The organism is Mesorhizobium sp. M0715 (assembly GCF_040320355.1).
In the GTDB taxonomy this organism is placed as follows: Bacteria; Pseudomonadota; Alphaproteobacteria; order Rhizobiales; family Rhizobiaceae; genus Mesorhizobium.
Window position 1 is genome coordinate 75,000 of sequence record NZ_JAMYPL010000021.1, and the last position, 17,510, is coordinate 92,509.

Annotated in this window: 19 protein-coding genes; 10 read left to right on the forward strand and 9 right to left on the reverse strand. The window is 63.8% G+C overall.

Annotated elements, in window-relative coordinates:
* Positions 1 to 12: 12 nt before the first annotated feature.
* The 4 genes from lysA to NKI21_RS23145 all read left to right on the forward strand — a co-directional run bounded on the left by lysA (position 13) and on the right by NKI21_RS23145 (position 5,567).
* The gene (gene lysA / locus NKI21_RS23130) at positions 13 to 1,281 is read left to right on the forward strand and encodes a diaminopimelate decarboxylase (RefSeq protein WP_352441727.1); all 1,269 of its coding nucleotides are present in this window, start codon (positions 13 to 15) and stop codon (positions 1,279 to 1,281) included.
* A gap of 40 nt (positions 1,282 to 1,321) precedes the next feature.
* Entirely contained in the window at positions 1,322 to 2,263 is a 942-nt protein-coding gene (locus NKI21_RS23135; protein WP_352867500.1) for a threonine/serine dehydratase, read from the forward strand.
* Between the two features lie 234 nt (positions 2,264 to 2,497).
* On the forward strand, positions 2,498 to 5,086 hold the full coding sequence (locus NKI21_RS23140; protein ID WP_352867502.1) for a TIGR02302 family protein: 2,589 nt from the start codon (positions 2,498 to 2,500) through the stop codon (positions 5,084 to 5,086).
* 109 nt (positions 5,087 to 5,195) lie between these two features.
* Complete coding sequence (locus NKI21_RS23145; RefSeq protein ID WP_352867504.1) at positions 5,196 to 5,567, forward strand: glyoxalase superfamily protein; 372 nt, start codon at positions 5,196 to 5,198, stop codon at positions 5,565 to 5,567.
* On the opposite strand, the gene NKI21_RS23150 is transcribed toward NKI21_RS23145, so the two are convergent.
* Positions 5,546 to 6,427, reverse strand: coding sequence for a LysR family transcriptional regulator (locus tag NKI21_RS23150; RefSeq protein ID WP_352867506.1), 882 nt, complete (start codon positions 6,425 to 6,427; stop codon positions 5,546 to 5,548). The genes NKI21_RS23145 and NKI21_RS23150 overlap by 22 nt on opposite strands.
* 222 nt (positions 6,428 to 6,649) lie before the next feature.
* On the opposite strand from NKI21_RS23150, the gene NKI21_RS23155 reads away from it, so the two are divergent.
* Positions 6,650 to 7,597, forward strand: a complete 948-nt coding sequence (locus NKI21_RS23155) for a DMT family transporter (RefSeq protein WP_352612778.1) — start codon at positions 6,650 to 6,652, stop codon at positions 7,595 to 7,597.
* Here NKI21_RS23155 and NKI21_RS23160 read toward each other — a convergent pair whose 3' ends face one another.
* The 3 genes from NKI21_RS23160 to NKI21_RS23170 all read right to left on the reverse strand — a co-directional run bounded on the left by NKI21_RS23160 (position 7,598) and on the right by NKI21_RS23170 (position 9,378).
* On the reverse strand, positions 7,598 to 7,969 hold the full coding sequence (locus tag NKI21_RS23160) for a response regulator (protein WP_023811105.1): 372 nt from the start codon (positions 7,967 to 7,969) through the stop codon (positions 7,598 to 7,600).
* 198 nt (positions 7,970 to 8,167) lie between these two features.
* Entirely contained in the window at positions 8,168 to 8,710 is a 543-nt protein-coding gene (hpt, locus tag NKI21_RS23165; protein WP_023811104.1) for a hypoxanthine phosphoribosyltransferase, read from the reverse strand.
* 23 nt (positions 8,711 to 8,733) lie between these two features.
* A complete protein-coding gene (locus tag NKI21_RS23170) occupies positions 8,734 to 9,378 on the reverse strand; it encodes a hypothetical protein (RefSeq protein WP_128304656.1) in 645 nt (214 codons plus the stop codon).
* Positions 9,379 to 9,570: 192 nt separating this feature from the next.
* On the opposite strand from NKI21_RS23170, the gene ftsE reads away from it, so the two are divergent.
* The 3 genes from ftsE (at position 9,571) to NKI21_RS23185 (ending at position 12,077) form a co-directional block, all read left to right on the forward strand.
* The gene (ftsE, locus tag NKI21_RS23175; RefSeq protein WP_010911739.1) at positions 9,571 to 10,230 is read left to right on the forward strand and encodes a cell division ATP-binding protein FtsE; all 660 of its coding nucleotides are present in this window, start codon (positions 9,571 to 9,573) and stop codon (positions 10,228 to 10,230) included.
* The gene (locus NKI21_RS23180; RefSeq protein WP_352441733.1) at positions 10,223 to 11,218 is read left to right on the forward strand and encodes a cell division protein FtsX; all 996 of its coding nucleotides are present in this window, start codon (positions 10,223 to 10,225) and stop codon (positions 11,216 to 11,218) included. The genes ftsE and NKI21_RS23180 overlap by 8 nt, the downstream gene beginning before the upstream one ends.
* Positions 11,219 to 11,351: 133 nt before the next feature.
* Positions 11,352 to 12,077 (forward strand): YdcF family protein, encoded by a 726-nt coding sequence (locus NKI21_RS23185; RefSeq protein WP_128304658.1) that lies wholly within the window; start codon positions 11,352 to 11,354, stop codon positions 12,075 to 12,077.
* Here NKI21_RS23185 and NKI21_RS23190 read toward each other — a convergent pair whose 3' ends face one another.
* Both NKI21_RS23190 and NKI21_RS23195 read right to left on the reverse strand, forming a co-directional pair.
* The gene (locus NKI21_RS23190) at positions 12,078 to 12,710 is read right to left on the reverse strand and encodes a pyridoxamine 5'-phosphate oxidase family protein (RefSeq protein WP_023811100.1); all 633 of its coding nucleotides are present in this window, start codon (positions 12,708 to 12,710) and stop codon (positions 12,078 to 12,080) included.
* Positions 12,711 to 12,734: 24 nt separating this feature from the next.
* Positions 12,735 to 13,205, reverse strand: a complete 471-nt coding sequence (locus NKI21_RS23195) for a nuclear transport factor 2 family protein (protein ID WP_352441734.1) — start codon at positions 13,203 to 13,205, stop codon at positions 12,735 to 12,737.
* Positions 13,206 to 13,321: 116 nt separating this feature from the next.
* Between NKI21_RS23195 and NKI21_RS23200 the strand changes: the two genes are divergently transcribed.
* Together NKI21_RS23200 and NKI21_RS23205 are read left to right on the forward strand one after the other, a co-directional pair.
* Positions 13,322 to 14,224, forward strand: a complete 903-nt coding sequence (locus tag NKI21_RS23200; RefSeq protein WP_128304660.1) for a LysR family transcriptional regulator — start codon at positions 13,322 to 13,324, stop codon at positions 14,222 to 14,224.
* Between the two features lie 119 nt (positions 14,225 to 14,343).
* Positions 14,344 to 15,144, forward strand: coding sequence for a lysophospholipid acyltransferase family protein (locus NKI21_RS23205; protein ID WP_352441735.1), 801 nt, complete (start codon positions 14,344 to 14,346; stop codon positions 15,142 to 15,144).
* 25 nt (positions 15,145 to 15,169) lie between these two features.
* Here NKI21_RS23205 and NKI21_RS23210 read toward each other — a convergent pair whose 3' ends face one another.
* The 3 genes from NKI21_RS23210 to NKI21_RS23220 form a co-directional block, all read right to left on the reverse strand.
* Complete coding sequence (locus NKI21_RS23210) at positions 15,170 to 15,793, reverse strand: LysE family translocator (RefSeq protein ID WP_352441736.1); 624 nt, start codon at positions 15,791 to 15,793, stop codon at positions 15,170 to 15,172.
* Between the two features lie 90 nt (positions 15,794 to 15,883).
* The gene (locus NKI21_RS23215) at positions 15,884 to 16,831 is read right to left on the reverse strand and encodes an aldo/keto reductase (protein ID WP_352441737.1); all 948 of its coding nucleotides are present in this window, start codon (positions 16,829 to 16,831) and stop codon (positions 15,884 to 15,886) included.
* A 121-nt stretch (positions 16,832 to 16,952) separates the two neighbouring features.
* Positions 16,953 to 17,474, reverse strand: a complete 522-nt coding sequence (locus tag NKI21_RS23220) for a gamma-glutamylcyclotransferase (protein WP_352441738.1) — start codon at positions 17,472 to 17,474, stop codon at positions 16,953 to 16,955.
* Positions 17,475 to 17,510 lie beyond the last annotated feature (36 nt).

Sequence of the window (17,510 nt, forward strand, 5' to 3'; positions counted from 1 at the left end):
GGAACCACTCTCGTGAACCATTTCGACTACCGCGACGGCGTGCTCCATGCCGAGGACGTGGCGATACCAGATATCGCAGCACAGATCGGCACGCCATTCTACTGCTATTCGACGGCCACCCTGACCAGGCACTACCGAGTGTTTGCCCAGTCCTTTGCCGGGCTCGACACGCTTGTCTGCTACGCCATGAAGGCCAATTCCAACCAGGCCGTCCTGCGGACGCTGGCCAAGCTCGGCGCCGGCGCCGACGTGGTTTCGGAAGGTGAATTGCGCCGGGCGCTGGCCGCCGGCATTCCGGCCGGCAAGATCCTGTTTTCGGGCGTCGGCAAGACCGCGCGCGAAATGGACTTTGCCCTTGCCGCCGGCATCCTCTGCTTCAACGTCGAGTCCGAGCCTGAACTCGAGCTGTTGTCGGCGCGGGCCACTGCCCTTGGCAAGGTGGCGCCGATCTCGCTGCGCATCAATCCCGACGTCGACGCCAAGACCCACAAGAAGATCTCCACCGGCAAGGCCGAGAACAAGTTCGGCATCCCGTGGCAGCGGGCGCGGCAGGTTTATGCCCGCGCGGCAAAGCTTCCCGGCATCAGGATCACCGGCATCGATACCCATATCGGCAGCCAGATCACCGAGCTGCAGCCCTTCGACGATGCCTTCGCCCTGCTTGTCGATCTCGTCGGCGCGCTGCGGGCGGACGGCCATGCCATCGAGCATATCGATGTCGGCGGCGGGCTCGGCATTCCCTACCGCATCGACAACAACCCGCCGCCGCTGCCCGACGCCTATGCCCAGATCGTCAGGAAGCATGTCACCAAGCTCGGGCTGAAGGTGATGTTCGAGCCTGGCCGGCTGATATCAGGCAATGCCGGCATCCTCGTCTCGGAAGTGATCTTCGTAAAGGAAGGCGACGCCAAGAACTTCCTCGTCGTCGACGCCGCAATGAACGATCTCATCCGGCCGACGCTCTACGATGCCTTCCACGACATTCGTCCGGTCGTGCAGCCGCCGGCCGATACGCCGCGCATGATGGTCGACGTGGTCGGCCCGGTCTGCGAGACCGGCGACTATATCGGCCTGGACCGCGATCTGCCCAGGCTGAAGGCCGGCGATCTGATTGCCGTCTCCACCGCGGGCGCCTATGGCGCGGTGCAGGCCGGCACCTACAACACCCGCCTGCTGGTGCCGGAGGTGCTGGTCGACGGCGACCGGTTCCACGTCGTGCGCCCACGCCCGACCTATGACGACCTGATTGGGTTGGATTCCATGCCCGACTGGCTTGCATAGAAGCGCCGGAAACACACCTACCCGTCACAGGGAGCGAATCATGACGAACGGCATCACCGTCACACGCGAGCGCATTGCCGCGATGGAACCGCGCATCCGCCCCTATATCAGGCACACGCCGGTGCTGCGCGTCGACATGGCCGACTTCGACCGGCCGCCGCTGGCCGTCGACCTGAAGCTCGAATGCCTGCAGCATTCCGGCTCGTTCAAGGCGCGCGGCGCTTTCACCAATCTCCTGGAGCGGCCGGTTCCCGACGCCGGTGTCGTCGCGGCATCGGGCGGCAACCATGGCGCGGCCGTCGCCTATGCCGCCATGCGGCTGGGCCATAAGGCGACCATCTTCGTTCCCGAGGTGAGCCCGGCGGCCAAGCTGGAACGGATCCGCAGCTACGGCGCCGAGCTGATCGTCGGCGGCGCCCGCTATGCCGAGGCGTTGGCGGCCAGCGAACGTTTCGCCGAGGAGACCGGCGCCTTGCAGATCCATGCCTTCAACCAGGAGGAAACGCTCGTCGGCCAGGGCACGCTCGGGCTCGAAATCGAGAGCGATTTGCCTAAGATCGACACGCTGCTGGTCGCTGTCGGCGGCGGCGGCCTGATCGGCGGCATCGCTGCCTGGTTCGCCGGCCGCATTCGGATCATCGCCGTCGAGCCGGAAGGGGCGCCGACGCTTCATCGCGCCTTCGAGGCCGGACACCCCGTCGACGCACCGGCCGAGGGCATCGCCGCCGATTCGCTGGCGCCAAAGCGCGTCGGCGAAATGATGTTCCCGATCGCCGAAGCCTTTGTCGAACGCTCGATCCTGGTCAGCGACGACGACATCATCGCCGCGCAGAAGGCGCTGTGGAACCGGGCCCGCATCATCTCCGAGCCGGGAGGTGCGGCCGCCTTTGCCGCGGTCCTGTCGGGCCGCTATACGCCGGCGGCGGGCGAACGGGTCGCCGTGCTGGTCTGCGGGGCGAATGCGGACCCCGCTACCTTCTAATGGCCTGCTGCCTTCTAAAGGGTATGCAGGATGGAACTTTAACGGCCCACTTCACGTTTTTCCGAACTGCCTCGCCTTTGCCGTGTTTGCTGGTATTCTTTGAGTCGTGAGGCGTCGGGCTATCCTGCCCGCTCCACAGCATGATCCCGAAAGGTGAAATCCCTTTCGGAACAGATCATGCTCAAAGGGATAGGGCCGCATCCCGGTTTTCGGGATAGGCTCAAGGAAGGGCCGATGACGCAACGACCCACCTTCAGCAGCGATCGCGGCCTGGCCGGGCGCCTGGCCTTGAGCCGGTTGGCGACGCGGGTCTCGATGATGGTCGAGCGCGGCTGGCCGTTGCTGCTTCCGCTCGTCATAGTCGCCAGCCTGTTCCTCAGCATCTCCTGGCTCGGGCTGTTCTCCCGGCTGCCGGATATGGCGCGCATCGGCCTGATCGCTGCTTTTGCCATAGCGGCACTGGCCGCGCTCTATCCGCTGCGCTTCTTCCGCCTGCCGGGCGCCGCCGAAATTGACCGCCGCATCGAGGCCGCCAATCAACTGTTGCACAGCCCGGTGCTGGTGCAGACCGACCGGCCCAGCGGCAGGGAAAGCAGCTTCTCGCAGGCGCTGTGGCGCGAACACCAGAAGCGCATGGCTGGAAAGCTCGACAACCTTGGCGCCGACCTGCCGCGCACACGCGTGCCGGAGCGCGACCCCTGGGGGCTGCGCGCGGTGGCGGCCCTTTTGCTCGTTACCGCCTTCGCCTTCTCCTTCGGACCGACGGGCGGCAGGATCAGCGACGGCTTCAATGCCCATGGGACGCGCGATATCGTGCCGCCGCGCATCGATGCATGGGTGACGCCACCGGCCTATACCGGCAAGCCGCCGATCTTCCTGACCGCCGACGCAAACCAGGCGATCCCGACCTTTACGGTTCCCGAAGGCAGCGACGTTTCGCTGCGCGTGACGGGCGGCTCGGGCGAGGAAACGCTCGGCTATGCCGACAAGAATGGCAACGCCCGCGTCATCGACCCCGCTGCGCCGCAGACCGCCGCCAAGCCGGCTGCAAGCCCGGCGACGCCGTCCAAGGTGCGCCAGTTCACCAGCAAGCTGACCGGCGACGGCACGCTGACGCTGACGTCGGGCGAGGAACAGCTCGGCCGCTGGGCCTTCGCGGTCATATCGGACAAGCCGCCGCAGATCCGCTTCGTCGGCGAGCCCAAGCGCGCCGCCAATGGCGCCTTCGAGCTAAACTACCAAATCGACGACGACTATGGCGCCGCCACCGCCAAGGCGGTGTTCGCGCTCGCCGATCCGCAGGCGCCGAATGCGCGTCCGCTGTACGGTGCACCTGAAATGCCGCTGACGCTGCCGCGCCGCGGCGGCAAGTCGAACGCCGCCAGGACCTCCAAGGACCTGACCGAGCATGTCTGGGCCGGCAGCAGCATTAAGCTGACGCTGGTCGCCACCGACGATGCCGGGCACACCGCATCGAGCCAAACCAAGACGCTGCTGATGCCGGAGCGGCCTTTCGCCAATCCGCTGGCACGCGCCGTGATCGAACAGCGCCGCCTGCTGGCGCTCGACGCCAACGCCAAGCCGCGCGTGCTCGACCTGATGGACGCCATCACGCTGCGGCCGGAAGACACGTTCGACAATATGTCCCACTACCTCGCCATCATGAGCGCCCGCACCCGGCTGAAGATGGCCGAGAGCGACGATCAATTGCGCAGCGAGGTCTCCTATCTCTGGGAAATCGCGCTCGGCATCGAGGAAGGCAATCTTTCGGCCGCCGAAAAGCGGCTGCGCCAAGCGCAACAGGCGCTGCAGGACGCCATCAAGAATGGCGCCAGCGACGCTGAAATCGAAAAGGCGATGAAGGAACTGCGCGAGGCGATGAACCAGTTCCTGCAGGAATTCGCGGAGCGCGCCAAGCAGAATCCCAACGCCCCGCAGATGCAGCAGAACGGCCAGGAACTACGCCAGAGCGACATCGATCGCATGATGGACCAGATCGAAAACCTGGCGAAGTCCGGAGATCGCGACAAGGCCCAGCAACTGCTGTCGCAACTGCAGGACATGATGAACAATCTGCAAGCCGGCCGTCAGCAGCAAGGCGGCCAGCAGGACAGCGAGATGCGCCAGCAGATGGACAAGCTGGGCGAGATCCTGCGACGTCAGCAGGAGATGATGAACGAAACCTTCCGCATGGATCAGATGCAGCGTGGCGAGCGCCAGCGCGGGCAGAACCGTGACGAGCAGCTCGGCGAAGGCGGCCAGGATGAGGACAGACCCGGCGTCGGCGAAGACCGCGATCCGCTCGCCCGGCAAAAGCCGATGACACCCCAGGAATTCGCCGATGCGCTGAAACAGCTGCAGCAGGGCCAGGGCCAACTGCAAAGCGACCTCGAGCAGCTGAAGAAAGGCCTCGAAGGCATGGGTATGGAGCCCAATGAAGGATTTGGCGAGGCCGGCAAGTCCATGGGCAATGCCGAACAGGCACTCGGCGAGGGCGAAGGCGATGCGGCCGTCGGTCATCAGGGCCGGGCGCTGGAAGCGCTGCGCAAGGGCGCCAAGGACATGATGAAGCAGATGCAGGCCATGCAAGGCGACCAGGGCGGCGGCGAGGAAGGCGGCCGCCAGCAGAACGCCGATCGTGATCCGCTCGGCCGGCCACGCGCCAGCACGGGTCCCGACTTCGGCGATTCGGTGAAGGTGCCCGACGAGATCGACGTGCAGCGTGCCCGCCAAATACTGGAAGCGATCCGCAAGCGGCTCGGCAATGCGCTCAGCCCTGACATTGAACGCAGCTATCTGGAACGGCTGCTCGAGCTGAAATAGAGCAATTCCACGAAAATTATGAAGCGGTTTTCCGTCCGGAATTGCTATAAAACAAAGGGATTGCCGTCCGCCATCCCACCTGAAAACCCTCTCGCACGGTTGCACCACCATGCCCAGACTTGGCGCCGTCACACCCATCCTGCGCATCTTCGACATTGCCAAGGCACGTGAATTCTACGTCGGCTTCCTCGGCTTCGAGGTGCAGTGGGAACATCGCTTCGCCGACGACGCGCCGCTTTACATGGCGGTCGGCCGCGACGGCTGCGTTCTGCATCTCAGCGAACATCACGGCGACGGTGCACCCGGCATCGCCGTGCGCATCGAGGTCGAGGACATCACGGCTCTTCATGGCGAACTGATCGGCAAAAACTACCGCTTCGCCCGGCCAGGCGTGGAAGAGACGCCTTGGAAGACCCGCGAGATATCGGTCGCCGATCCGTTCGGCAACAGGCTGCATTTCTACGAGGATGCCGTTGGCTGACTGAGCCTGTTGACGAAGGCTTCGCGGATAGCATCCTGCATGCCGTCGATCGCCTCGCCTGACGCATTCGGGTTGCGGTGCATCACCACGTTCGAGGAATCGATGGCGCCGAATCCGTCTGCCGTGGTCAGTTCACGACAGCCGTCCGGAATGTTGCTGCGCGAAATCGGCGCGATCGCCAGTCCGGAGGTGACGGCGAGCTTGAGGCCGCCGGTGGTGTCGCTGGTATAGGCGACACGATAGGCAAGATCGCGCTGCTCCAGTGATTTGATGGCAAAGTCCTTGCACCAGCCGGCCCGGTTGTAGAGCGCGATCGGCACTGGCTGTTCCTCATGCATGTGATGCAGGGTCGACGTCACCCACACGGTCGGGTCGTGCATCAGCACTTCGCCGCCGGCAGGATCCTGCCATTCGAACACCACGCACAGATCGAGCTCGCCGGCGGCGAGCGCCGCCATCTGTGCCCCGGAATGGGCATAGCGCACGGTGACCTCGACCTGCGTATGACGCTTCGAGAAGGCGCCGAGCGCGCGCGACAGGATGGCGTGGCCATATTCCTCCGGAATGCCGATGCGCACCGGCCCGCCAAGCGGCGCTGCCGCCATCGATGCCGACGTCTCGTCGAGCAGCGAGACAATGCGGCGGGCGTTGACGATGAGTTCGCCGCCGCGCCGCGTCAACGCGACGCCGCGCGAACCGCGCTCGAACAGGCTGGCGCCGATCAGCTCTTCGAGCTTCTTCATCTGCATCGACACCGCGGATTGGGTGCGGCCGGCCTGCTCCGCCGCCTTGGTAAAATTGCCGGTCTCGGCAATCGCCACGAAGGTGCGCAGGAGGTCGCTGTCGAGGGTCGGCCGCATGAAATCCGCCATAAGGGAATTTGATTGCTGGCATCATTCCAATTCGTTTGCAACATGTCAAACAGCGGACGATAGTCGCCTCACCCATTGGATATGCGGCTGCGAAATCAGCCGCGGACCAATCAAGAGTCCTCACTCATGCCCGCTGCCCGAAACGGTGGCGGGTTCTTTTTACCCCGCAGGCGACAGCTTCGGACCGTACGCGCAGGAGCCTGGATGCAGATGCAGAATCGGATGGTGGGCGGCATCCTGAGCCTGTGCCTCGGCGTGCTGATCTTTTCGCTGCAGGATCCGCTCGTCAAAGCCGTGTCGAGCGGCTATCCAGTGACCGAGGTGATGGCGATCCGCTCGATCGTCGCCCTGCCGATCCTGATCGTTCTGGTCCATGCCGATGTCGGCTTGCGGGCGATCCTGTCGAAGCGATTCGGCATGCTGACGGTGCGCGCCTTCATCCAGTTCACCTCCTATACGATGTACTACCTGGCCATCGCTGCCTTGCCGCTCGCCGATGCGGTGGCGCTTTATTTCATGGCGCCGCTGTTCATCATGGTGCTGGCCGGGCCGTACCTTGGCGAGCGCGTCTCCTGGCAGACACTGGCAACCGTGCTGATCGGCTTGTTCGGCGTCCTCGTGATGCTGCGCCCCGGCGCGGGGCTGTTCGACTGGGCTGCGCTGCTGTCGCTGGGCTCGGCGGCGCTCTATGGTTTTTCGCAGCTGATGGCCCGCAAGATCGGCGATACCGAATCCTCCACCGTCATGGCCTTCTATCAGAACGGCGCCTATCTGGTTGGCGCCGCCGTGGTTGCCGGGGCATTTCACCTGGCCGGCATCACCCACGCCGTCCACCCGAGTCTGGAATTCCTGGTAAGGCCATGGCTTTGGCCGACGCTGCCGGATTTTCTCAAGATGGCCGCCTGCGGTTTCGTTGCCTCCGCCGGCATGATCCTGCTGTCGCAGGCCTACCGGATGGCGCCGGCCAACCGCGTTGCCACCTTCGAATACACCGGCATCCTGTGGTCGCCGCTGTGGGGTTTCCTGTTCTTCGCCGAAGTACCGCGGTCTACGACCGTCATCGGGGCCGCCTTGATCATCGGCGCCGGCCTGCTGGCGCTCAACACCGAACGGCGTAAAAGCCCCCCACCCGTGCTCGCTGCCACCGATCCAGCCTGATCAGGCGAAGCAGATCAGCGCCCGTTCGACGCGCGAGCGGATTTCGGCCAGCGTGAAGGGCTTCTGCACGACATCGAGGATGATGCCGTTCAATTCCTCGGCGCGCTCGCGCTGGTCGGCATAGCCGGTCATCAGCACGATCTTGATCGCCGGAAACAATGCTGCAGCTGCGATCGCCATCTCGATGCCGTCCATCTCCGGCATGCGGATATCGGAGACGACGAGATCATAGCCGCCACGCGCCGCCTGGATCAGCGAAAGCCCCTGCGCGCCGTCCGCCGCGATATCGATTGTGTGCCCGGCACGTTCAAGCGCGCGGGCGGCCAGGGTGCGGACGGACTCATCGTCCTCGACGATCAGAAGCTTTGCCATGGCCGGCATATTTGGCCGCCAAAAGTTGACTTTTCCTGAAAGCCCCCGAGCAATTCAGGAAAAGTGTGAGACGGTTTTCCGGGAAAAGCGCATAGCGCTTTCCCTTGGGAATTGCGTCAAAACAAAAAACTAGAGCGGTTCGGCGTTTTCGTGAAGCGGCGAACCGCTCTAAGCATCAGCAAACCTTTTTGATGCCGCTCAGACATCCCCTTTGACGACACCGACAAACGGCAACTCGCGAAAAGCATGCGCGACATCCATGCCGTAGCCGACAACGAAATAGTCGGGGCAGTCGAAGCCGACATAGTCGGCATTGAGCTCGGTCTGGCGGCGCATGCGCTTGTCGAGCAGCACGGCGATCGAACAGCTCTTGGCGCCCCGCGACAACATCAGCTCGCGGGTAAAGCTCAGCGTCTTCCCCGATTCGAGAATGTCGTCGATCAGCAGCACGTCGCGGCCGGCGACCTCATTGTCGATGTCGCGCAGCACCCTCACCTCGCCGCTGCTGGTGCCGGCGCCATAGCTGGAGATGAAGATGAATTCGACCTCCGGCGACAGGCCGACATCATGCATGGCGCGGATGAGATCTGCGGCGAAGATGAACGAGCCCTTCAGGACCGAGATCACCAGCAGATCGTGATAGTCGTGGCCGGCAATCTCCTTGGCGAGTTCCAGATTGCGCCGCGCGATCGCCGATGCTGAAAACAGAACCTCGATGTCCTTGCCGCGTACGATGGGCATTGATGGTCTTCCCCGGTGATCGCCTATTCGGCGAAAGTGACCGACACGGTCTTCACACCGTTTCTAGGCACGTCGAGCCGGCTGGCAAAGCCGAATCTTTCGCCAGAGGCCAGCGAGCGGCCGGATGTCCCCAACGTATAGCGGGTGGTCTGCCCGTCATTGCCAGTCACCCGGATTTCAAGCGGCGGCAACTGCGTCGGTTTCGCACCATCATTGACGGCCTCGCCATCGACGAACAGTGCGGCGTTCGGCCCGGTAGCGTCGACGCGTGACGTGACGCCCGAAATGCTGAGCGCCGACGCCTGCGCGCTGGACAGGAACGGCGCCTGGCGCACCAGCGCGTGCCCGCCGGAGACCCAGAACGCGGCCAAGGCAGCGCCGATACCAGCGACCCAGAAGATCGGTCCGCCGCGCGAGGCCGGTAGCCGCTCCGGTGAGGCTTCGGGCTTGCGCAGCATGTCCATGCCTTCGATGGGCGGCGTGACGATCGCGCGCGGCAGCGGCGAAACGCTTTCCACCGCAGGCGCAAGGCGCGGCATCACCACGTAGTCGGCATCGACGATGTCGGCGGCCGAACCACGCATGAACCTGTCCGCTGCGGCAATTGCCGCCGGATCGGTCATGATTTCGCCGGAAACCGGGCGCGCGGTTCGATCGTCAGCTATCATGGCCCCAGCATTGCAGCACGTGTTCGCTTTTCGTTTCTTTTGCGTAAACACAAATGGTTAACGCTTCCCCACCGGAGCCCTCGTGACGAGCCGAAAGAGCCCAGAAATTAACCGCCGGTTAACCATGCCGGCCGATGGTCTTTACCCAGAACAGGCCGGCTCGCCGCCGTGCCGAAATTCAGGTCGTCGAAATTGATTCGTTTCGAAAATGTCGGCCTCCGCTATGGCATGGGTCCGGAAATCCTCCGCGACATCTCCCTGCACATCCCGGAGCGCTCCTTCCAGTTCCTCAGCGGGCCTTCGGGCGCCGGCAAGACGACCTTGCTGCGCTTGCTGTTCATGTCGCTGAAGCCGACGCGCGGGCTGATCACCATCTTTGGCAAGGACCGTTCGCGCATCTCGCGCACCGAATTGCCGCATCTGCGCCGCCGCATCGGCGTGGTCTTCCAGGATTTTCGCCTGCTCGACCACATGACCACCTACGAGAACGTCGCGCTGCCGCTGCGCGTGCGCGGGCGCGAGGAGGCGAGCTACCGCACCGATGTCACCGAGTTGTTGAAGTGGGTCGGGCTGGGCGAACGCATGCATGTGCTGCCGCCGGTTCTGTCCGGCGGCGAGAAGCAGCGCGCGGCGATCGCGCGGGCGCTGATCGAGCAGCCGGAAATCCTGCTCGCCGACGAACCGACCGGCAATGTCGATCCGCCTCTGGCGCGACGGCTGCTGCGGCTGTTTATCGAGCTCAACCGCCTCGGCACCGCGGTGGTGATCGCCACCCACGACCTTGGCCTGATGGAACAGGTCGACGCGCGCCGCATGATCCTGGCCGGCGGAAGGCTGGACATCTATGACTGAACTGTCCGCCGAACATTTTGTGGAACGGGAGCAGGACGCCGAGGCGACCGAGGCAAAGCCGCGCGCCCAGCGCAGGATGGCGCCGATCGTGCCGGCGCAGAACATCGCCGGCCGGGCACTGGTACTGGTTATCGCCATCATGACCTTCCTGTCCTGCCTGACTTTCGGCGCGGTGACGCTGGTGCGCGACACGGCGTCCGTCTGGGAGAACCAGATTTCACGCGAGGCAACGATCCAGATCAAGCCGGTCGACGGCCTCGACATGGAGGCGGCCCTGACCCAGGCCTCGCAGATCGCCGGCGAATTTCCCGGCGTGAAGGGGACCCGGATCATCGACCGCGAGGCGACCGCGAGGCTCCTGGAGCCCTGGCTGGGCTCGGGCCTCAACATCGACGAATTGCCGGTGCCGCGACTGATCATCGTCACCATCGACGAGAACAGCCCGCCCGATTTCGCCGCCATGCGCGCCGCGATCACGCCGAAACTGCCGAGCGCATCGCTAGACGATCACCGCACCTGGGTTGACCGGCTGGTGGCGATGGCCCGCACGACGGTGACCATCGGCATTGCCGTGCTGGCGCTGATGCTGTCGGCGACCGTGCTGACCGTGGTGTTCGCGACGCGCGGAGCCATGGCCGGCAACGGTCACATCATCGAGGTGCTGCATTTCGTCGGCGCCGAGGCACGCTTCATCGCGCGCGAATTCCGCCGGCATTTCCTGGTCACCGGCATGAAGGGAGCAGCGGCTGGCGGTGCCGCCGCAGTGCTCGTGTTCATCGTCTTTTCCTGGTGGTCGTCGCGCAATATGGCGACGCCGCAGGCCGACCAGGCGACCGCCCTGTTCGGCAATTTCGCCATCGGTTCGGCAGGCTATCTCGGTGTCGTGTTGATGGTGCTGGTGATCGGCGGACTGACGGCTGCCACGTCCCACGCCACCGTGGTTGCCTATCTCAGCGACATCGATGTCCGCCAACCGGATGCAGGCTAATTCATGTCGCCCAAAAGTGGGAACCGGTTTTGGGACAACGCCATGGATAAAACAGGGTGATCACGGATGGAGAATTCACGTAACGCAAAGTGCGTCTTTTACCTACCCAAAGCCGCATTTCAGGATTAACCATATGGCGATGGACGCGCGGGATTCGACCGGTACGGCTGGGCAGATGCCAGTGGTGGTTGCCCGTTCGCATGACCGCCGCGCTGTGAGCCGTCTAAGAGCCGCGTTGCGCCTCTCGGCTCTGTCTCTGCTCATCCTCGCTACGTTGTTTGCCGGCGGTTTCGGCTGGTTCGCCAACAAGGTAAGCCATCTGACGACGCCCGCCAATCCGGCCAGGGCGGACGCGATCATTGTCTTGACCGGCGGCCAGTCCCGCCTCGATGCGGCGATGGATCTGCTGGCGTCCGGCAAGGGCGAACGGCTGCTGATCAGCGGCGTGCACCCTTCGGCCAGCCGTCGCCAGCTGCAGGCAGCGACCGGCGGCGACAAGAAGCTGTTTTCCTGTTGCGTCGACATCGACCGCGCCGCGCTCGATACGATCGGCAATGCGGAGGAAAGCGCCAAATGGGTCGAGAGCCACGCCTATGGCACGGTGATCCTCGTCACCAACAATTATCACATGCCCCGCAGCCTGCTGGAAATGGGCAGGCTGCTGCATGGCGCCAAGCTCGAGCCCTATCCGGTGGTCAATTCCAACCTCGACAATGGCGGCTGGCTGACCAAGCCGCGGGCATTGCGCGTGCTGTTCACCGAATACAACAAATATCTGCTGGCGCTGGCGCGCGGCATCGTGCCGGTCAAGCCGACGCCTAACGGCATCGCACTGGCCGAAACCGCGGCCGGCGGCTGATTATTCCCCTGCGGCCGCGCCCGAATTTCCCCTGAGCCGTGCGATCTCCTGCTCAAGGCGTTCGATACGCTTGTCCCGCTCTTCGAGTGCCGCCGCCACGTCGGCCGCCTCGAACCGTTGCGGGATATGCTGCGGGCAATTGGCATCCCAGGCCGAGACCGTGAACAGGATGACCTGCTCGGGGCGCGCCTTGTAGTCTTGCGGCATCAGTTTCGCCATCAACTCGGCGTCACTCTCGACGACCCGCGCCGTGCCCCAGATCTTGATGCGCTGGCGGTGCATATAGTCGATCAGGAACAGGAACGCCCTTGGATTGTCGGCCAGATTGCCCTGCGTGATGAACTGCCGGTTGCCGGCAAAATCCGCGAAGCCGATCGTGTGTTCATCCAGCACCTTGAGGAAGCCGGCGGGCCCGCCGCGATGCTGGATGTAGGGCTGGCCATCGCCATTGGCCGTCGACAGGAAAACGCTGGTCTGCATCTCGACGAAGGCGGCAAGGTCCGGGGTGATGCCGGCCTGCCAGCCGCCACGCTCCTCGACGCGGGCATAGGACTGACGTGAGCCCTTGCGGGCCTGGATCGCCTTGACGGTCGGCGTGAAGGCAACGTCGCTGGTGAAAGCATGCGCGTTCATTGAAAGCTTCCTTGCGGCAAGATGCTAAAGTCCGAGCTCCGACAGTGTCGGGTGGTCGTCCGGCCGCCGGCCGAGCGGCCAGTGATACTTGCGATCGGCCTCGCCGATCGGCAGGTCGTTGATGCTGGCGATGCGCAGGCGCATCAGTCCATGTTCGTCGAATTCCCAGTTCTCGTTGCCGTAGCTGCGGAACCATGAACCGCTGTCGTCGTGCCATTCATAGGCGAAGCGCACGGCGATGCGGTTGCCGTGGAAGGCCCAGACCTCCTTGATCAGACGATAGTCAAGCTCGCGGCTCCATTTGCGTGTCAGGAACGCCTGGATGGCATCGCGCCCTTGCAGGAATTCGGCCCGGTTGCGCCAGCGACTGTCCATTGTGTAGGCAAGCGCGACCCGTGCCGGATCACGGGAGTTCCAGGCGTCCTCGGCCATGCGCGCCTTTTGCGCTGATGTCTCTGCGGTGAAGAGCGGCAGTGGCGGCCGGGCTTCGGACATGGCAACTCCTTTGCGAGGCCATGCTGCAGGCAGGCCGACACCCAATATAAAGCCTTCCATCCTTCCAATGCAGATGGCATATTTGCAACTCATCCTTCCATTTTCCGGAAGAAGCTATGGATCGTCTCGAAGCCATGTCGCTCTTTGTCGCCGCGGTGGAGGCCGGCAGCCTTTCCGCAGCCAGCCGCCGTTTCGGCATTCCGCTGGCGACGGTCAGCCGCAAGGTTTCCGATCTGGAACGCCATCTGAACACACGCCTTTTGAACCGCTCCACGCGCAGGCTGACGCCGACCGATGCCGGCCAGGCCTATCTTGCCGCCTGCCGCCGCATCCTCGACGACGTCGGTGAGGCCGAACGCACGGCTGCCGGAGAGTACAGCGCTCCAACCGGCGAACTGGCCATCACCGCGCCGGTCGTCTTTGGCCGCCTGCACGTGCTGCCGGTCGTCACCGGCTTTCTCGCAGCCTATCCCGACGTGGACATCCGCCTGATATTGGCAGACCGCATAACCCAGCTGGTCGAGGACCATTTCGACCTCGCCATCCGCATCGGCCGGTTGCCCGATTCGAGCCTGGTCGCCATGGGCGTCGGCGCGATCCGCCGCGTCGTTTGCGCCAGCCCCGCCTATCTGGCTGAACACGGCACGCCGATCACCCCGGAAGATCTGGAAACACACGATTGCATCACCTTTGAGGGACTTGCTTCCGCCGCCACCTGGAGCTTCATCAAGGGCAAGGCAGAAATCCCGGTTCAGGTCCATTCACGGCTTCAGGTCAACACCGCCGAAGCTGCCATCGATGCGGCGATTGCCGGCGTCGGGCTCACAAAAGTGCTCTCCTACCAGATCGAGGCCGCGCTGCGGTCCGGCATGCTGCGCGTCCTGCTGGAGGAGTTCGAGCCAAATCCATGGCCGGTAAGCCTGGTGCATGCGGGCCATGGCCTGCTGCCGGTGAAGCTGCGTGCCTTCCTCGATTTTGCCGGCCCGCGCCTGAAGGAGCGGCTGGCGCGGCTGAAGTAGCGGAACCGGGTCTCCCCAATCGGCGACCGCTTTCTTCGTCGGTCAAGGCGCCCTGCGGCCATTTCCTTTTTACCCGCGCTTGGTGTAACCAACGCTCACCTCCTCACCGGGCCTCCCCCATGCTCTATGCCAGATCGCTGACGTTCAATTTCGTCTTCTACGTCAACCTGATCGTCCAGATGATCCTCTGGACCCCCTATTATTTCCTGTCGCCCCGTCACCGCGCCTGGTTCGTGCCGAAATTCTGGTCGCGCACCTCGATGTGGCTTTACGACAAGATCGCCGGAACGAAGAACGAGATCACCGGCCGGGAAAACCTTCCCGAAGGCTCCTTCATCCTGGCCCCCAAACACCAGTCGTTCTGGGATGCGATCGCCTTCTTCCCCTTTCTTCACGACCCTCTCTACATCCTGAAGCGTGAGCTCACCTGGATCCCGTTCTTCGGCTGGTACATCATGAAGATGCGCATGATCCCGGTTCATCGCGGCAGCCGCTCGAAGGCGCTGAAGGCCGTGGTCGCCGCGACCAAGGAGGAGATGGCGCGCAATCCTCGCCAGCTCATCATCTACCCCGAAGGGACAAGACGCGCGCCGGGCGACGAGCCGGCCTACAAATACGGCATCGTCGAAATCTATGCACAGCTTGGCGTTCCGGTGGTGCCGGTTGCCCATGTCGCCGGCCTTTATTGGCCGCGTCGGAAATTCCTGCGCTATCCCGGCACCATCAAGGCGCGTTTCCTGCCGCCGATTCCACCGGGACTGACCAAGGACGAATTCATGGCCCGGCTGATCGGCGAGACCGAGGCTGCCTGCGACCAATTCCTGATTGATGTGGCGCGCGGTCCGAACCCGCCTGCCTTGCCTCCGACAGCGGTGAAAAGGCTGCAAGAGCTGGACGCGGCTGAAAGAACCAAAGCCTGAACCGGAAGTCTCCGGCCGACAGTTCTCAGCCGAACATCGCCAGCGCGGTGGTCAACACCAGCGTCGCGGCAAAGACCAGATTGATGATCCGCGAGGCCGCCGGTCGGCGCAGGAAGCGCGCGAACCCAGCCCCCGCGACAAGCCACAGAGCGTGGATGGCAACGATCATCAGGGCGAGAGCCGTCAGCTTCAGCCATGGACCAAGCTCAGTGGTGCCCTGTTTGGACGAAGCACCGGCGAACACGGCGGCGATCGCCACATAGGCCTTTGGATTGGCGACCGCGAGAAGGAATCCAGCTAGCCATGTTGGACACGAAGCCTCGGCGCCGCGTGCTGCCATGGGCGGCGCCGTGGCGATCTTGAAGGCGAGATAGAGGATGTAGGCCGCGGAGGCGAAAGCCAGCAACGGCGCCAGCCTCGGCATCGCGGTGAGCACCATGACGCCGGTCGCGACAACCAAAAGCACGGCGATCGTGCCCAGTATGATTCCCCAAGCATAACCCAGCGAGCGGCGCAAACCGAAGGCAGCGCCGACGGCGGTAACGCTTATCGTCGCCGGTCCCGGGCTGCCCATGATCACCAGGGCGGCAAACATCAGCGCAAGAAGTTGTCCCCAAAAATCCGGCTGCGAAAGAAGCGGCTCAGCCATTTTCTCCTCTGTCCTGCCTTGCGCGAAGAGACGGTATGACAGGACCAGAGGGGCGTCTTGGACGTTCGTGCGAGGCGTCGCGACTGAGCTTCAGCCGCTCGCCTTGTCGAGTTCGGTCATGTCGGCGGCGGTCAGTTTCAGCGACGCCGCCCTGATCAGGCTGTCCATCTGTTCAGGCTTGGTGGCGCTGGCGATCGGCGCGGTGACGCCCGGCCGAGCGATAACCCAGGCAAGCGCCACTTCCGCCTGCTTGGCCGAATGCCTTGATGAAACCGCGTCGAGTGCCGCAAGGATGCGCATGCCGCGCGCATTGAGATAGTCCTTCACCCCGCCGCCACGCGGGCTTTGACCGAGATCGGCCTCGCTGCGGTATTTGCCGCTGAGGAAACCCTTGGCCAGGCTGAAATAGGTGATGACGCCGATGTCCTCGGCCACGCATAGATCGCGCAACGGCCCGTCGAAGGACGAGCGATCGTAAAGATTGTATTCCGGCTGCAGCACCTCGTAGCGCGGCAGGCTGCGCAAGCTCGCCACATCGAGTGCGGCACGCAACTGGCCGGCGTCGAGATTCGAACAGCCGGCATAGCGGATTTTGCCCTTGGCGAGCAGCTTCTCGTAGGCGCCAAGCGTTTCTTCATAGGGCGTTGCAGGGTCCGGCCAATGCGACAGATAGAGATCGATAAACTCGGTCTGCAGCCGCTTCAGCGATGCATCGACGGCCTTTTCGATGTATGCGGCGGACAGGTCCTTGTGCCCCTGCCCCATATCCGAACCGACCTTGGTGATCACCACGACTTTGTCGCGAATTCCACGGTCTTTCATCCATTTGCCGATGATGTTTTCCGATTCACCGCCTTTGTGGCCGGGAACCCAGCGCGAATAGGCATCCGCCGTATCGATGGCGTTGAGGCCGGCGCCGACGAAGCGGTCGAGCAGGTCGAACGAGGTTTTCTCGTCGGCGGTCCAGCCGAAGACGTTGCCGCCCAGAACCAGCGGCGCGATGGACAGGTCGGTGCGACCGAGACGACGTTTCTGCAAGGCGGATCTCCGGGATGATTGGGGCGGGCAAATGGCGCCCGCGGGCTGAGGGTCGGAGCCTAACCTAGGTCTTGCCTGAACGAGGTCAAAGGCCTGGCCGCCTTTTTCCGCAGAGCCAGCTTCACAAAGGCGCGACCTGCCTGGCGACATCCTCCAGCCAGTGGTCGCTTATGCCCAACGCCTCGAGATGCTCAAGCGTGCTCAGCACATAGTCCTCGTTGTTGCCGGATTGGCCGACCGAGCCGCGCACCACGGCCGCCGCATCCGCCGCGTCGAGCGCTCCGGCATATTGCTCGTGGTGGCGGTCGACAATGTAGACCACCGCGTCGACCGTACCGCCCCCGTCGAGGCGAACCTTGAGCATGCGCTCCAGATAGACATTGGTGACCAGTTCGCGCTCGCGAAGATAGGCCATGACCTCGTCGCGCAAGTCGCCGGGGACGCGGAATGCGAGGCCGACGCAGGACCCGCCGCGGTCGAGGCCGAGCACCAGCCCCGGCCGCTCGCGCGTGCCGCGATGCACGAAGGAATAGACGCAGAGCGAGCGCCGGTAGCCATGCAGGCGGGCACGCTGTGTTTCGACATGCGCGAATCCCGGCCGCCAGATCAGCGAGCCATAGCCAAACACCCAAAAATCGCCCATATCGCCGCGCCTGATTGCAAAAGATGCCAACACCGA

What these genes read in the sequence shown, in the direction of transcription:
- NKI21_RS23150 (WP_352867506.1), bottom strand. Translation starts at nt 6,427, where the DNA reads ATGCGGCCGACCCTCGACAGCGACCTCCTGCGCACCTTCGTGGCGATT.
- NKI21_RS23200 (WP_128304660.1), top strand. Translation starts at nt 13,322, where the DNA reads ATGGATCGTCTCGAAGCCATGTCGCTCTTTGTCGCCGCGGTGGAGGCC.
- NKI21_RS23135 (WP_352867500.1), top strand. Translation starts at nt 1,322, where the DNA reads ATGACGAACGGCATCACCGTCACACGCGAGCGCATTGCCGCGATGGAA.
- NKI21_RS23180 (WP_352441733.1), top strand. Translation starts at nt 10,223, where the DNA reads ATGACTGAACTGTCCGCCGAACATTTTGTGGAACGGGAGCAGGACGCC.
- NKI21_RS23195 (WP_352441734.1), bottom strand. Translation starts at nt 13,205, where the DNA reads ATGTCCGAAGCCCGGCCGCCACTGCCGCTCTTCACCGCAGAGACATCA.
- NKI21_RS23205 (WP_352441735.1), top strand. Translation starts at nt 14,344, where the DNA reads ATGCTCTATGCCAGATCGCTGACGTTCAATTTCGTCTTCTACGTCAAC.
- NKI21_RS23145 (WP_352867504.1), top strand. Translation starts at nt 5,196, where the DNA reads ATGCCCAGACTTGGCGCCGTCACACCCATCCTGCGCATCTTCGACATT.
- NKI21_RS23155 (WP_352612778.1), top strand. Translation starts at nt 6,650, where the DNA reads ATGCAGAATCGGATGGTGGGCGGCATCCTGAGCCTGTGCCTCGGCGTG.
- NKI21_RS23160 (WP_023811105.1), bottom strand. Translation starts at nt 7,969, where the DNA reads ATGGCAAAGCTTCTGATCGTCGAGGACGATGAGTCCGTCCGCACCCTG.
- NKI21_RS23185 (WP_128304658.1), top strand. Translation starts at nt 11,352, where the DNA reads ATGGCGATGGACGCGCGGGATTCGACCGGTACGGCTGGGCAGATGCCA.
- NKI21_RS23220 (WP_352441738.1), bottom strand. Translation starts at nt 17,474, where the DNA reads ATGGGCGATTTTTGGGTGTTTGGCTATGGCTCGCTGATCTGGCGGCCG.
- NKI21_RS23210 (WP_352441736.1), bottom strand. Translation starts at nt 15,793, where the DNA reads ATGGCTGAGCCGCTTCTTTCGCAGCCGGATTTTTGGGGACAACTTCTT.
- hpt (WP_023811104.1), bottom strand. Translation starts at nt 8,710, where the DNA reads ATGCCCATCGTACGCGGCAAGGACATCGAGGTTCTGTTTTCAGCATCG.
- NKI21_RS23140 (WP_352867502.1), top strand. Translation starts at nt 2,498, where the DNA reads ATGACGCAACGACCCACCTTCAGCAGCGATCGCGGCCTGGCCGGGCGC.
- NKI21_RS23190 (WP_023811100.1), bottom strand. Translation starts at nt 12,710, where the DNA reads ATGAACGCGCATGCTTTCACCAGCGACGTTGCCTTCACGCCGACCGTC.
- NKI21_RS23170 (WP_128304656.1), bottom strand. Translation starts at nt 9,378, where the DNA reads ATGATAGCTGACGATCGAACCGCGCGCCCGGTTTCCGGCGAAATCATG.